The 15,228-nt window shown below is 34.7% G+C and carries 14 protein-coding genes and 1 pseudogene; 13 read left to right on the top strand and 2 right to left on the bottom strand.

Annotation, left to right across the window (positions count from 1 at the left end; translation table 11 throughout):
* The first annotated feature begins 82 nt into the window (after window positions 1–82).
* The 4 genes from ADJ83_RS01520 to yajC all read left to right on the top strand — a co-directional run bounded on the left by ADJ83_RS01520 (window position 83) and on the right by yajC (window position 2,989).
* Window positions 83–289: a DUF2905 domain-containing protein gene (locus ADJ83_RS01520; RefSeq protein WP_031540626.1), complete on the top strand. Its 207-nt coding sequence runs from the start codon at window positions 83–85 to the stop codon at window positions 287–289.
* A 37-nt stretch (window positions 290–326) separates the two neighbouring features.
* On the top strand, window positions 327–1,355 hold the full coding sequence (gene queA, locus ADJ83_RS01515; RefSeq protein ID WP_031540625.1) for a tRNA preQ1(34) S-adenosylmethionine ribosyltransferase-isomerase QueA: 1,029 nt from the start codon (window positions 327–329) through the stop codon (window positions 1,353–1,355).
* Between the two features lie 161 nt (window positions 1,356–1,516).
* Entirely contained in the window at window positions 1,517–2,656 is a 1,140-nt protein-coding gene (gene tgt, locus ADJ83_RS01510; RefSeq protein ID WP_031540624.1) for a tRNA guanosine(34) transglycosylase Tgt, read from the top strand.
* A 30-nt stretch (window positions 2,657–2,686) separates the two neighbouring features.
* The gene (gene yajC, locus ADJ83_RS01505) at window positions 2,687–2,989 is read left to right on the top strand and encodes a preprotein translocase subunit YajC (protein WP_031540623.1); all 303 of its coding nucleotides are present in this window, start codon (window positions 2,687–2,689) and stop codon (window positions 2,987–2,989) included.
* An 81-nt stretch (window positions 2,990–3,070) separates the two neighbouring features.
* Here yajC and ADJ83_RS01500 read toward each other — a convergent pair whose 3' ends face one another.
* Window positions 3,071–3,451 carry a TIGR04086 family membrane protein gene (locus ADJ83_RS01500; protein WP_031540622.1) on the bottom strand — a complete coding sequence of 127 codons (381 nt, stop codon included), beginning with the start codon at window positions 3,449–3,451 and terminating at the stop codon, window positions 3,071–3,073.
* A 270-nt stretch (window positions 3,452–3,721) separates the two neighbouring features.
* Between ADJ83_RS01500 and ADJ83_RS01495 the strand changes: the two genes are divergently transcribed.
* Complete coding sequence (locus tag ADJ83_RS01495; RefSeq protein ID WP_031540621.1) at window positions 3,722–4,363, top strand: DUF421 domain-containing protein; 642 nt, start codon at window positions 3,722–3,724, stop codon at window positions 4,361–4,363.
* An 87-nt stretch (window positions 4,364–4,450) separates the two neighbouring features.
* Here ADJ83_RS01495 and spoVB read toward each other — a convergent pair whose 3' ends face one another.
* Window positions 4,451–5,995 carry a stage V sporulation protein B gene (gene spoVB / locus ADJ83_RS01490; RefSeq protein WP_031540620.1) on the bottom strand — a complete coding sequence of 515 codons (1,545 nt, stop codon included), beginning with the start codon at window positions 5,993–5,995 and terminating at the stop codon, window positions 4,451–4,453.
* A gap of 215 nt (window positions 5,996–6,210) precedes the next feature.
* Here spoVB and ADJ83_RS01485 point away from each other — a divergent pair, with 215 nt between their 5' ends.
* From ADJ83_RS01485 to ADJ83_RS01450, 8 genes and pseudogenes are all read left to right on the top strand, one after another.
* Window positions 6,211–6,510, top strand: a complete 300-nt coding sequence (locus ADJ83_RS01485; RefSeq protein ID WP_031540619.1) for a post-transcriptional regulator — start codon at window positions 6,211–6,213, stop codon at window positions 6,508–6,510.
* Between the two features lie 389 nt (window positions 6,511–6,899).
* Window positions 6,900–9,152, top strand: a complete 2,253-nt coding sequence (secDF, locus tag ADJ83_RS01480; protein WP_031540618.1) for a protein translocase subunit SecDF — start codon at window positions 6,900–6,902, stop codon at window positions 9,150–9,152.
* A gap of 122 nt (window positions 9,153–9,274) precedes the next feature.
* On the top strand, window positions 9,275–9,574 hold the full coding sequence (locus ADJ83_RS01475) for a LapA family protein (protein ID WP_031540617.1): 300 nt from the start codon (window positions 9,275–9,277) through the stop codon (window positions 9,572–9,574).
* A 212-nt stretch (window positions 9,575–9,786) separates the two neighbouring features.
* Window positions 9,787–10,080 (top strand): DHH family phosphoesterase, encoded by a 294-nt coding sequence (locus ADJ83_RS01470; protein ID WP_031540616.1) that lies wholly within the window; start codon window positions 9,787–9,789, stop codon window positions 10,078–10,080.
* Between the two features lie 777 nt (window positions 10,081–10,857).
* Window positions 10,858–11,296: pseudogene (locus ADJ83_RS26120) on the top strand (reverse transcriptase domain-containing protein); the annotation flags it as partial.
* A 91-nt stretch (window positions 11,297–11,387) separates the two neighbouring features.
* Window positions 11,388–12,206 (top strand): HNH endonuclease, encoded by an 819-nt coding sequence (locus ADJ83_RS26115; protein ID WP_231512622.1) that lies wholly within the window; start codon window positions 11,388–11,390, stop codon window positions 12,204–12,206.
* A gap of 132 nt (window positions 12,207–12,338) precedes the next feature.
* Window positions 12,339–14,459 (top strand): single-stranded-DNA-specific exonuclease RecJ, encoded by a 2,121-nt coding sequence (recJ, locus tag ADJ83_RS01455; RefSeq protein WP_053094363.1) that lies wholly within the window; start codon window positions 12,339–12,341, stop codon window positions 14,457–14,459.
* Window positions 14,450–14,962 carry an adenine phosphoribosyltransferase gene (locus ADJ83_RS01450; RefSeq protein WP_031540612.1) on the top strand — a complete coding sequence of 171 codons (513 nt, stop codon included), beginning with the start codon at window positions 14,450–14,452 and terminating at the stop codon, window positions 14,960–14,962. Before recJ ends, ADJ83_RS01450 begins: the two co-directional genes overlap by 10 nt.
* The last annotated feature ends 266 nt before the right edge of the window (window positions 14,963–15,228 follow it).

The following is a 15,228-nucleotide window of genomic DNA, read 5'->3' as shown; positions in this document are numbered from 1 at the left end:
TTCCGGCTGCGGGTAATCGCAACAAACTTTACGAAAACAGCCAATCTATAAAATAAAACAAATGATATAAAGGAAGAGAATGATGAATGAAATTTCCAAATATATAATGATCATCGGCATAATTGTATTTCTGATCGGGCTTATCATGCAATTTGTCCCTATTGGAAAGCTTCCTGGTGACATTCTAATAAAAAAAGAACATTCGACTTTTTATTTTCCGATTACAACTTGCATTGTAATTAGTATTGTTTTATCGCTCGTTTTTTATTTTATAGGAAAATTTCGTTAAGATTTTAATTGCATGAAAGAAAGAATAGGTGACAGACATGAAAGTAGATTTATTTGATTTTCATTTACCAGAAGAATTAATCGCACAAACTCCTTTAGAGGATCGCACAAGTAGTCGATTAATGGTTGTAAATAAAGATACTGGTGAATTAGAGCATCGCAAATTTAAGGATATTTATGAGTATATCAATCCTGGTGATTGTCTAGTATTAAATGATACAAGAGTATTGCCAGCAAGATTACATGGCGAGAAAGAAGATACTGGAGCACATATCGAGGTGCTTTTATTAAAGCAACAAGAGGAAGACAAATGGGAAACACTTGTCAAGCCTGCTAAAAGGGTAAAAGAAGGTACGATTATTACCTTTGGAGACGGTAAATTAAAAGCTGTGTGTGTAAAAGAATTAGAGCACGGAGGTCGGATTCTCGATTTTCAGTATGAAGGGATTTTTTATGAGATTCTAGATCAACTTGGTGAGATGCCGTTGCCGCCATATATTAAAGAAAAATTAGACGATCAAGATCGTTATCAAACAGTTTATGCAAAAGAAAGAGGCTCTGCGGCTGCTCCGACAGCTGGACTACATTTTACAACTGATTTATTGGATGCTTTGAAAGAAAAGGGAGTACATATTGCATTTATTACTCTTCATGTTGGTCTTGGTACCTTCCGTCCTGTTAATGTAGAAGAAGTAGATAAGCATGAAATGCACGCCGAATTTTATCAAATTAATGGAGAAACGGCATCATTATTAAATAAAGTACGTGCAGAAGGTGGGCGGATTCTTTCCGTTGGGACAACGTCTACTCGAACACTTGAAACAATTGCATCCGCAAATAACGGAAAATTTGTAGAAAGCAGTGGATGGACAAGTATCTTTATTTATCCTGGCTATGAGTTTAAAGGAATTGATGGAATGATTACGAATTTTCATTTACCTAAATCAACATTGATAATGTTAGTTAGTGCACTAGCTGGAAGAGAAAATGTACTTCATGCTTATGAAACGGCAGTAAAAGAAAGATATCGATTCTTTAGTTTTGGCGATGCTATGTTTATACGTTAGATAAAGGAAGATAGGTTCACGAATTACTTGAGTTTCGCAGTGATATTCATTAGAATATATAGTTGATTCTATAAGTTTGTTTAATAAATATCATTATGTAAAAAACGATAGGAAGTTGATGAATCGATGGAAGTTTCACTTTATATAAAGGAGAAAATAATTTGACAGCAATACGTTATGAATTCATAAAAACATGTAAGCAAACAGGTGCTAGATTGGGCATAGTACATACACCACACGGTTCTTTTGAGACACCTGCTTTTATGCCGGTTGGAACGTTAGCAACCGTGAAGACGATGGCTCCAGAAGATTTAAAATCAATGGGAGCAAATATCATTTTAAGTAATACCTACCATTTATGGCTAAGACCAGGACATGAAATCGTGAAAGAAGCTGGTGGTCTTCATAAATTCATGAATTGGGATAAGGCGATCTTAACGGATTCTGGTGGGTTTCAAGTCTTTAGTTTAAGTGATTTCCGCAAAATTGAAGAAGAAGGCGTGCACTTTAGAAATCATTTAAATGGGGACAAATTATTCCTTTCTCCTGAAAAAGCAATGGAAATACAAAATGCTTTAGGGTCAGATATTATGATGGCATTTGATGAATGTCCTCCTTATCCTGCGGAATATGAATATATGAAGAAATCGGTGGAACGAACTTCCCGATGGGCAGAGCGTTGCTTAAAGGCACATAATCGTCCAGAAGATCAAGGATTATTCGGCATAATTCAAGGTGGAGAATATGAGGAACTTCGCAAGCAAAGTGCAAGGGACCTTGTTTCATTAGACTTACCTGGGTATGCAGTAGGTGGATTATCGGTTGGTGAACCAAAAGACGTTATGAATCGTGTACTTGAGTTTACAACCCCTCTAATGCCAGATAATAAGCCACGATATTTAATGGGAGTAGGTTCACCAGATTCTTTAATTGAGGGTGCTATTCGTGGGATTGATATGTTTGACTGTGTATTGCCGACAAGAATCGCAAGAAATGGAACAGTGATGACAAGCGAAGGACGACTAGTCGTTAAAAACGCTAAATATGCAAGAGATTTTGGACCTTTAGATCCAGAATGCGATTGCTATACTTGTAAAAATTACAGTCGTGCGTATATTCGTCATCTTATTCGATGTGACGAAACATTCGGAATAAGGCTTACATCTTACCATAATCTATATTTTCTGTTAAACTTAATGGAGAATGTCCGAGATGCGATCAGAAATGACCGTTTAGGAGATTTCAAAGAAGAGTTTTTCGAACGTTATGGATTTAATAAACCGAACGCTAAAAACTTTTAATAGAAGAACTTGAAAGGAGGGGAAATATAAATGGCACAACTTGCAAGTTTATTACCGTTTATTTTAATGTTTGTATTATTCTATTTCTTGCTAATTCGTCCACAGCAAAAGCGTCAAAGATCTGTACGCGATATGCAGAGTAGCTTGAAAAAAGGGGATAAGATTGTCACGATTGGCGGCATGCATGCTACAATCGATGCAATTGATGAGGGGACAATTGTATTAAAATCAAAAGATGGTTCACGCTTAACTTTTGATCGCAATGCAATTCGTGAAGTTGTAGAATCTTCCGCAACAGTTGCAAGCCCAACTTTAGACAAAGTAGAAGAATAAGAGCAAAAAGTGCAGTCTTACCAATAAGATTGCACTTTTTATTTTTTTAGTTGCGGTAAATATACATTTTTAAGTGTGTTATTAATTATTTTTTGAAAGATTTACACCCAAAATTCCACCCATCATACAAATAAGCGTATAACATACATGATAAATTGTTTGCTCCATCGTAAATAGCTGATCAGATCCTAAAAAGGAAAATAAAAAAATGATGGTAGAATAGATTAGCCCTGTAAGACCGCCTAGAAACCAGCCTTTTTCTTTCCCTTTCCCACCTGAAATAAAACCACCTGCAAACAAAGTAATAAACGATACAGCAGTAATAATATATTGCAGAGATGATTCTTGAATAGATGTAAATCTTAATAATAAGGAAAAGAATAAACTACTCGTTATTAACATAATGAAAATGGCAATTAATCCGTATAAAACAGAACTGCCAACATGCTTACTCTCTTCGATTGTAAACCTCTCCTTTCCACCCCATCTTAAATCTTCTATAAAAGTATTCTAGTACAAGCATATTCAGTACAAGTAAAAATAGAATAAAAAAATAGTTGAAATCGTATTTTTCTGATTAAGATGTGCAAAATGAAAGAATCACCTTCAGATTATCCCTATTTAGATAGCAGTTTTTCAGTGTTTGGTGATGTGTCAACGTGTTCTTTCTCGTATTATTTTTTCTGTATGGTGCAGATTAAATAGGGAACATATTTGATCGGAGGAGATAATGTGGAACAATATTTGATCATTTTGTTTAGAACGATTTTGATATATGTGCTTATCGTTCTTATTTTTCGCTTAATGGGAAAAAGGGAAATAGGAGAATTAAGTATATTAGATTTAGTTGTTTTCATCATGATTGCTGAAATAGCTGTTGTCGCAATAGAAGATTATCAGGATCCTCTATTGCCAACTTTATTGCCAATGTTTATTCTTTTATCCATTCAAGTGTTACTAGCATTCTTATCCTTGAAAAGCAAAAAAATGCGCGATTTTATTGAAGGAGAACCAACCTTTATCATCAAAAATGGCGAAATTGATGAAACAGCAATGAAAAGTCAGCGATATAATTATGATGATTTATTAATTCAGCTGAGAGAAAAAAACATCCGCAATATTGCAGATGTAGAATTTGCGATATTGGAAACATCAGGAAAATTATCTGTATTTGAAAAAGAAAAAAATAAACTATCTATTACCATCCCACTCATTATGGATGGGATCATTCAAGAAAGTAATTTAACAAAAATAGGCAAAACAAATTTATGGCTTAGGCAGCAATTAAAAGAAAAAGGCTATACCAATATTAAAAACATATCATTTTGCAGCTACCAAGATGGGGAATTTTATATTGATTTAATGGATCATTAAAAAACATTCTGATAATCGTTTACAAGATAGCAAAAGCAATCAGTGGAATGTTTTTCAACATCTGCTGATTGCTAGTAAAATAAATATTTAAGAGAAAAAGCGGCCAAACCATGGGATTTTTGCTAAATCTTTTTTGGTCATTAAACGGAAAAGGAAAAGCAATATTACATAAAAAATACATATGATGCTTGTAATACTAATTAATTGCAATAAGATAGAAGAAAATGAAATAGTCTTGACTAAAAAGGTTCCTAAATATGCCGTTAAGGAAATACTAAGTAGCATTTTCAGATAATCTTTGACAATTATAGAAAAGCTAATTGTCTTTAAGATTGTTGCAAAATGGAGCATTGTTACTAAAACAAACCCCACAATTAACGCAATGGCTACACCGTATATTCCGAATTCTGGCCTACTTGCAAGAAGCAAAATCAACCCTGTTTTTACACCGGCGCCAATAAAACTATTAATCATTGCTGCTCTGGCAAAATTCAAGGCTTGCAAAGCTGCTTGGAGAGGTCCTTGATAATAATTGAGAATAAAAAAAGGTGCCATTAATTGAATGAAAGAGGTTCCTCTTGTACTTCCATACATAATGGTCATTAAAGGCTCTGCTAATACATAGAGCACAATAATGGCTAGGCCACCCGTCATAAAGGTAAATTTAAGTGCTTGCTGTAATAAATGCTCAATTAGCTTTAATTGATTACTTGCTTTGGCTTCACTAATTGCAGGAACAAGAGAAGTTGATAAGGATTGAGTAAAGAAGGATGGCAGCATCAAGAGTGGAAGCGCAAATCCAGTTAATACCCCATACTGTTTTGTTGCATTTACAGCAGAGAGACCTGCTATAGATAAGCTGTGAGCAACAACAATTGGTTCAATAAACCAAGCGATGCTTCCAACCATTCTGCTCCCTGTAGTCGGTAATGCAATAGTCATTAGCTCTTGAAAAGTACTTTTCCCATTATGTACGTATTGAAAGAACCTTTTCCGTAAATGGAATGTTTTTCTCCATTTAAAGGATGCTAGTAAATAAAACAAGGAAGCTAGTTCACCAAGAACAGATGCTAACATTGCGCCAGCTGCAGCATATTCAACACCAAGTGGTAAAAACGCTTTTGTTAAGGTGGCAATCAATGCAATACGAATGACTTGTTCAATTACTTGCGAGGTTGCTGCAGGCTTCATGTTTTGTCTTCCTTGAAAATATCCTCTTAATACAGAGGAAACAGCAATAATGGGTATGATTGGCGTAATCGCAAGAAGCGGCAAAAGTGTCCGTTCATCTGTAAACAATGTTTGAGAAAGATAAGGAGCCAAAAGAAATAAAGCTGGTGTAAATAGGAGAGTTAAGCCTAGGGTTGTACTTAATGAAACAATTAATATGCTCTTTACTTTACGTAAATTACCCTCCGCTTCCGCTTCTGCCACATTTTTAGAGATGGCAACAGGTAGTCCAAGTTGAGTGATGGTAACAACTAAAATCATTGTTGGATATACCATCATATAAAGCCCAACCCCATCATCTCCAATAAACCGTGCAATCACAATTCGATTTATAAATCCTAATACTCTGGTAATAAATCCAGCTATAAGTAAAATCATTGTTCCTTTTAAAAACTTAGACATTTTATTCCCTGCCTTCTCAAATAGCGAATAATACTATACAATTATCTATATGCAACAATGTGGACAAAGCATGACAAGGTTTTTTAAAAGTAAACGTGTTGATTGCAAAGAAGCTATTTTATAAAGGGTTGTTTTCAAAATATTGTTGCTTTGGTAACAGAGATTGCTCATGATTATAGATTAAACATAAAATGACTGTAATGGAGTGGATTGGAATGTCGTCAACACATATATATGACCAGTATCGTTCACAAGTAAAGCCTGCATTAAATAGTAAAATAGAAGAGTTTCATTTACTTGGTTATGACACCATTAAGGAAGACGAGCTGTGGGTGTTTTTGACAAAGAAAAAATGGAAAAAGCCCTCTGAAGCTATTAGAATCGCAGAATTAGTGCAGGATATACTTAATGTTAAGGTAGCAAACTTCATGAACTATGCTACTATCGAGGCATTCAAAACAACAGATTTGCTTTCTGTCTTATCAGAAGAAGAGAAAAAAGAATTATTGAAATAAAGAAAGCTTCTGTCGAAGGAATAATCAAAAAAGCTTCCTCTTAACTTCTTTTGGAGCTATTTTTAAAGGATTTAGAAAGGAAAGAATAGGGATGAACAAAAAGGCGTTAAATTTATGTGACAGGTAGAATAATTTTACTAGTATATTTTTCTTATACAAATTGACAGTCATGATAAACTGTTCCATAATGAGTTTATTCTAAATAATTTGAAGTACTTGCTATTATTAAGTTACTTGAAAGAAGTGAGACATCTAGAAAATAGAATAACAGCCGATTGAAAGGTTCATATTAAAAAGATGACATCATTTAGTTTGGCCAACCAACGGTAAAGTATGGCCATAAGTGGGGAAGTTTCTGCTTTGTATTACATGAGGAGGATTAATACATAATGGTTAAACGCAGTAGAATTGTTGCTTTTTTATTAATCATTGTTTTGGCGGCAGGATTAATGGGAGGAACAACCAATAAGATTTTAGGTGAGATTAAGCTAGGATTAGACCTGCAAGGTGGCTTTGAAGTGCTATATAAAGTAGAGCCACTGGAAAAGGGAAAAGGGAAAATTGATGAATCGGCATTAAAAAGCACGGCCCAAGCTTTGGATAAAAGGATTAACGTTTTAGGAGTTAGTGAACCAGTTATCCAAATTGAAGGCAATGACCGAATAAGAGTACAGCTAGCAGGAATTACAGATCAAAATGAAGCTAGAGAAATGCTTTCAACAGAAGCAAATTTAACATTTAGAGATATTCAAGATAAGAAATTACTGGATGGCTCTGATCTAGTGCAAGGTGGAGCTGCCCAAGAATTTGATCAGTATGGCAAACCTAGTGTTTCTTTAAAGCTTAAAGATGCAAATAAGTTTAAAGAAGTAACTGAATCTGTTTTAGGTAGTCCATTGGTAATCTGGTTAGATTTTGAAGATGGAGATTCTTATAGTGAAGAGGCAGCAAAGGAAGAGCCTAAATATTTATCAGCACCAATGGTAAGTGAAGTCATTAATTCCGATACGGTTTCTATCACTGGTAATTTTACAGTGGATGAGGCTACTCGATTAGCGGAATTATTAAATGCAGGAGCTTTACCAGTAAAATTGACTGAGGAATATTCCACTAGTGTTGGCGCTCAGTTTGGAGATCAGGCATTAAAAGATACAGTAAAAGCGGGTATAATTGGTGTAGGAATCGTATTTTTATTTATGCTTTTATACTATCGTCTACCAGGATTAGTGGCTGTTATTACACTATCTATTTATGTTTATTTAAATCTGCTCGTCCTGGACTTAATGAATGGTGTACTAACACTTCCAGGTATTGCAGCACTTATTCTCGGGGTTGGTATGGCAGTAGATGCAAACATCATTACTTATGAAAGAATTAAGGATGAATTAAGAGTAGGAAAGTCACTAAGAGCTGCTGTTCAGGCTGGAAATAAAAATTCAACTTCAACCGTAGTTGATGCCAATTTAACAACTATGCTTGCAGCTATCATTCTATTTGTTTATGGGACAAGCTCTGTTAAAGGGTTTGCGACATTGTTAATTGTCAGTATTTTAATGAGCTTTGTTTCTGCAGTCTACGGCTCGCGTTTATTGCTTGGTTTACTTGTTAAGAGTAAGGCTTTTGATAAAAAGATTACCTGGTTTGGCGTAAACAAGAAAGATGTAAAACACATAAATGAAAATTATGATACATTAACCTTGCCAACAAAATTCGATCGCCTAGATTTTGTGAAATATAAAAATGTATTTTTTACTATTTCAAGTATTTTAATTGTTGCAGGGCTTGTCATTATGTTTATATTCAAGCTTAACCTTGGAATTGATTTTGCAAGTGGATCACGTATAGAAGTAATGGCAGACAAAGCATTAACAACTGCTGAAATTGAGGATCAATTGGACACGCTGAATGTAAAAGCAGATGATATTATTATTTCAGGTGATGAGCAAAATGTAGCTGCTATTCGTATTAAAGGTGATTTAAGCCAAGATAAAATTAATACAATTAAAGCAGAATTTGAAAATAAGTATGGTCATGATCCAAATGTAAGCAGTGTTTCTCCAACAGTTGGAAAAGAACTTGCTAAAAATGCTATTTATGCAATTGTTTTTTCTTCTATTGGGATTATTCTTTATGTAACGATTCGCTTTGAAATTTATATGGCATTGGCTGCTGTAATAGCACTTCTTCATGATGCATTCTTTATTTTAGTAATCTTTAGTATTACGCGACTGGAAGTAGATATTACCTTTATTGCAGCTGTGTTGACCATTGTAGGTTATTCTATTAATGATACAATTGTTACCTTTGACCGTATAAGAGAAAATCTAGCGAAGAAGAAGCGCATTAAAACATCGCAAGAAATAAAAGATATTATTAATACGAGTATTAGACAGACATTTGCTCGCTCGATAAATACAGTATTAACAGTTGTCATTTGTGTAGTTGCTCTATTACTATTTGGTAGCAATGCAATAACAAACTTCTCACTAGCTTTATTAATTGGTTTAATTGGTGGTGCATATTCTTCTATCTTTATTGCATCACAGCTATGGTATGTGTGGAAGAAGAAGGAATTGAAGAGAAAAGGTGTCTTAGTTACGTATAAGGAAAAACGTCCAATTTCTGATGAGCCACAAGTGTAATAATTTTAATAGATGCCTGTCCCCTAAATTAATTGGAGGCAGGCCATTTTTCGTTTAATTTAGTGAGAAATAGGAAATTAGGAAATAATAAGGATAGAAAGTATGAAAAAGGGAGGAAGAAAGTGAAAATTCAATGGAATATGTTGTTTGGAATTATCTTTGCATTAATCGTTGCAGTATTCGCAGTTATTAATGTAGATTCAGTATCTGTTAATTATTTATTTGGGGTAGGGCAATGGCCGCTTATTTTAGTTATTTTAATTTCTGTTCTTCTTGGCGGTCTAATTATTGGATCAGCTGGAATGATTCGTATTTATTCATTGCAAAGACGTGTTAAACAATTAGAGAAAGAAAAAAGAGAACGGGAAGAAAAAAACAATAGTAAAAATAAAAATTTTGATGCTCCCATAGATTCAAAATAAAAACTAGATGCCTTGCAGAGAAGATGCTTTGTTTATTACTATCATTCTTTTCTGTATAGGCATCTTTTTATAGGATAAACAAATATTACCCCCTATTCATAAATCTTTGCAAAAGGTGAATTTTTTTTAAAAATAGCGTAAGGCTTTTTCCATTGATCTTAGATTGAAACCACTTCTTTTAACTTGTATAATAGTTAGATTGAGGTGATTGAATGTTACGTCCTAAAAAAAGATGGATACAAGAAGAAATCCCAAATAAAGAAAAAGCATCTGTATTAGCAGAAGAATTAAAAATATCCCCAATTGTTGCCTCTCTATTATTAAAAAGAGGATATCATACAATACAAGAGGCAAAAGCATTTTTATATGATGATAATAATGAATTTCATGACCCGTTTTTGTTATTAGGAATGGACATAGCGGTGGAAAGAATACGAAAAGCAATCGCTAATAAGGAATCAATTTTAATCTTTGGTGATTATGACGCGGGTGCGACACGTTCCTAACTGAAAAGGTTAGGCACTAGGGAGTCGCTTAATATCCCTAGGAGAACTGATTTCTTGATAGGTAGAATGATAGGGTAACGCCTTGAAATGCCTACTCTGATACTCCGACATGCCTTTTCTAAGGTTAAATAGAAGGGTATGAAGCTCGGTAAAGTCGGCAGAGAGATATCGTAAGTTAGGTCATAACTAACACGAAAGCTGTCCAGAGGTGGATGGTGTATCCTATATGCCGGGAGTCCATAAAAAATCTATGGTTAGAATGTGCTGCATAAGCACTGACGAATCTCTGAATGTACGGGTCTAGACGTAGATGTTGTAGAAATGCAACAGGTGGTAGTGCCATCGTATGTGTGGGTAAGTAAGAATCTGGCGTTATGAAAGCCCATAGCTTGTTACAGGCAAGCTCTAGCATACAGGACCATAGGAGAAACCTAAGGATATATGTAAGGATAGAGGAATCGGAACGTGGAAAGCGAAGAATGTGGAGGTATTAACCTACCTTTGAAGCAGTTCAGTAAATAAAGAGGCATTGCCCCTACTAAAACTGATTTATCTTCGTGAGAGTGGAGTCATAGTACCTTTGAAACCATGATAACAAGTGGTGGAGGGATAGGCTCTAGTCGGGAAATTCAAAGGCTAATAAATGCATAACATTTACACAGATTCGAATATGACTAATAGAATCACCACTTGAGAAAGGGGTTGATGGCTGTGGCAAATTCACGAATCGTACAAAATGTTAAAAAGTCCAAGCTAAGAAATGCCGAATACTACAGAATGCAAGATACGTTTGACATGCTACATGAACAAAGTAAATCTGGTAGTATGTTCAAGAATTTAATGGGTATCATTAGTTCATCTGAAAACATTAAATTAGCGTATCGTAACATCAAGAAAAACATAGGGAGTAAAACGGCTGGTGTCGATGGTCGTAAGATTACCGACATAGCAAAACTTACAGAGGAACAATTTATAGGCTATGTAAGGAATAAGCTAAGAGACTACAAACCTAAAGCAGTAAGAAGAGTTGAAATACCAAAGCCAAACGGTAAAATTAGACCACTAGGAATACCAGCCATAATGGGATAGAGTAATCCAACAATGTATATTACAAGTCCTAGAACCGATTGTTGAAACAAAATTCTCAGATAGAAGTCATGGATTCAGACCAAATAGGTCAGTTGAAAATGCAATAGCACAAAGTTATAGGCTAATGCAGAAAGGATAGACTTGACCTAGAAATAAGCGAAGAGAAATCAAAAATAGTAAATCTCAAAAAGGATTATTCAGAATTCCTTGGCTTTAAAATGAAACTTATTCCAAAAGGAAGCAGATGGATTGTCAAAAGTCATATGTGTGATAAAGCGAAACAAAGAACCAAAGACAATCTAAAAGAACTTATCAATGGAATTAGATATGATAGTGGAACTAATGACCAACAGCGAAAGGTAGCATTATACAACTCAACCGTCATAGGGCTTCATCAATACTTCCGTATTGCAACAATGATATCCCAAGATATGGGCAACATAGCATACGAAGTTAATGCATGTCTTAAAGACCACCGTATGAAAAGACGGGTCAAAAAGATAGGTCACATATCATCTGAATTCATCAGAAAAGAATACGGAATCAGCAAGCAAATGCGATTTGTCTCAACCGACCCTTTTCTACCTATTGGATTTATAAAGCACAAAAGTCCAATGATGAAAAGGAACATCGTAAATGCGTATACTAAAGAAGGTCGCTTAGAAATACACAAGAATCTAACTACAGTTAATATAACAACAATGAGATTTCTCATGGAAAATCCAGTTAGAAACAGAAGTGTGGAGTATAACGACAATAGAATTGCTTTATTTAGTGGACAAAGAGGTAAATGTAGAGTTACAGGAAATGAACTTAATCCGAACTCGATACATTGTCATCATATTATCCCAAGAACTATGGGAGGAACTGATGAATACAAAAACCTCTGTTTAATAGATAGGGAAATTCACATTTTATTACATGCTGTTGATGAAGAAACAATCTCTAGATACATTCAACTTATACCTAATAAACAAAGTTTAAATAAATTGAACACCTTACGTAAGAAAATGGAATTTGATGAAATAACGATATAAACGGACTTATATAACTAATTTTGTGAAAAAGTGAATTCTGTTAAGTTATGTAGATTAAAATAGCTTTGAACATTCTCGATGGAACGCCGTATGAGGGGAAACTCTCACGTACGGTGTGAAGTGGGGGAAAAAGTGGAGATTGTATCAAAACTTTACCTATCACTATATGGGGTAACCAGTACAACAGTCATGATGAAAACATTAGAGAGTCTTGGTGCTAATGTAGAATTTTATATTCCAAACCGATTTACAGAAGGCTATGGACCAAACGAAGGTGCTTTTCGTTATGCAAAAAGCATTGGAGTGCAATTAATTATCACGGTTGATACAGGTATTGCTGCTGTTCATGAAGCAGAAGTGGCAAAAGAATTAGAGATAGATCTAATCATTACAGATCACCATGAGCCAGGTCCGATTTTACCAGAGGCTCTTGCAATCATACATCCGAAAATAGAGGGTAGCAAGTATCCTTTTCGTGATTTAGCAGGGGTTGGTGTTTCCTTCAAGTTATCCCATGCACTACTTGGCCATGCTCCCCTTCCTTTATTGCCATTTGCTGCAATAGGAACAATTGCCGATCTTGTTTCTTTGACTGGTGAGAATCGTCTCCTTGCCAAAAAAGGGATAAAAGCCTTACAAGAAACAGATAATATTGGCTTAAATGCTTTATATCGTCAAATGAATGTGGAGAAAAATTCCATTAATGAAGAAACAATCGGGTTTATGCTAGCGCCACGAATAAATGCAATTGGTAGACTTGGTAGTGCAGATCCTGCTGTAGAGCTATTGCTAACAGAAGATCCCGACTTAGCCAAAGAACTTGCACTAGAAATGGAAGAAACAAATAAAGAGAGACAAGCAATTGTTAATCAAATAACAGAGGAAGCTATCGCTCAAGTTGAACAATATTATCCTTTAACAGAAAATAATGTTCTTATTGTTGGAAAAGATGGCTGGAATCCTGGTGTGGTCGGAATCGTTGCTTCCAGATTAGTGGAGAAATTTTACCGTCCAACGATTGTATTAAGCTTTGATTATGAAAAGGGAATTGCTAAAGGTTCTGCTAGGAGTATAGAAGGCTTTGATTTGTATCATAATTTATCCACATGCAGAGATATTCTTCCTCATTTTGGTGGACATCCTATGGCAGCAGGAATGTCATTAAAAATAGATGATGTAGAAGTGCTGAGAAGTAACTTAAATAAATTAGCCTTTGAACAACTAACGAAAGACAATCTCGTTCCACTAACAAAGGTGGATGGAAGCTTTTCTCTAAAAGAGATTTCCATCAAATCAATCGAAGATATGCAAATGCTTGCTCCGTTTGGAGTAGATAATCCCAAGCCGAAAATGACTTTTCATGACCTAGAAATAGAGAATATGAGGAAAATAGGCTCCAATCAAAACCATTTAAAGATTATCTTAAAGCAAGACGAATTTGATTTAGATGGAATAGGATTTGGAATTGGAGAGCTATGTGATCATATTTCACCAAGTGCGAAGGTATCTGTTCTTGGTGAGCTTTCAATAAATGAATGGAATAATCGTAAAAAACCACAAATCTTTATACAAGATATGGAGGTTTCTCACTGGCAGTTGTTTGACTATAGAAGTTTAAGGAAAATGGATCATTTATATGAAACAGTTCCTATGGATGCTCTCTGGATCTTTTTCCATCAAGATTCTGTTCCAAAAGGGATGGAACTGCGAGTCTCCTACCAGGTAATTGAAACGATAGAGGATGCTGCCTTACTTGTTTCGATGGATAAGTCTATCGTCCTTGCAGATTATCCTCCAAATTTGGATATGTTAAAAACATTGCTTGCTAACAATCAACCTGAAAGAATCTATGCCGTTTTTTATAAACAACAAAGTGATTTTTTTAGTACAATGCCAACTCGTGACCATTTCAAATGGTTCTATGCATTTTTGGCAAAACAGGGAATGTTTCACCTTGATAAATTTGGTGGCGAGCTTGCTAGAAGGAAAGGTTGGAGCAAAGAAACGGTAGATTTTATGTCAAAGGTGTTTTTTGAACTAAATTTTGTTACAATGAAGGATGGATTTATTTCTTTGAATAAGAATGTACCGAAAAGAGATTTATCAGAGTCGATCTCATTTCAACAAAAGCAAGCGCAATTTGAGCTAGAAAATGAATTAATTTATTCATCTTATGAGCAACTAAAAAATTGGTTTGATCTTATTCTAATAAAATCCGTTAATAATGAGGAGGAAGTAAAAGAATGGATTTAAAACAATTTGTTACGATCGTTGAAGATTGGCCAAAAGAAGGGATCAGATTCAAGGATATTACAACATTAATGGATAATGGCGAAGCATATAGATATGCAACAGATCAAATTGTAGCGTATGCGAAAGAAAAAGAAATTGATATAGTTGTAGGACCAGAAGCTAGAGGGTTTATCATTGGCTGTCCAGTTGCATATTCCCTTGGAGTGGGTTTTGCTCCAGTGCGAAAAGAAGGAAAATTGCCAAGAGAAACAATTAAAGTAGAATATGGATTAGAGTACGGTAAAGACGTATTAACAATCCATAAGGATGCTATTAAACCAGGTCAGCGTGTCCTTATTACAGACGATTTATTAGCAACAGGTGGAACAATTGAAGCAACAATTAAATTAGTAGAAGAGCTAGGTGGCATTGTAGCTGGTATTGCATTTTTAATTGAATTATCTTATCTTGAAGGACGTAAAAATTTAGATGGATACGATGTTTTAACATTAATGGAATATTAATCCATAGAAGGATTGTTTTAGCTTAAATATTTTGAGGGAGCGCTAATTAAGAGCGCTCTTTTTCATAAACTAAGGCAGTTTCCTAAGTTTTTTCTTGTGGATATTTTTAAGCATAAGGGACCAGCCGACTATTTGTAGATATATTATGGGGACTAAGATAAGGAATCAAACATGAATTTTAGACGGTGCACTTATTGCAACAAATATATTATCTAAAGAAATTAATTTAACACGGAAAAAAGGAAGAAAATTCACTAGTTTTTTAT

It is taken from the genome of Bacillus sp. 522_BSPC (assembly GCF_001076885.1).
Classification (GTDB): domain Bacteria; phylum Bacillota; class Bacilli; order Bacillales; family Cytobacillaceae; genus Niallia; species Niallia hominis.
This window is presented reverse-complemented; position numbering and strand designations above follow the sequence as displayed.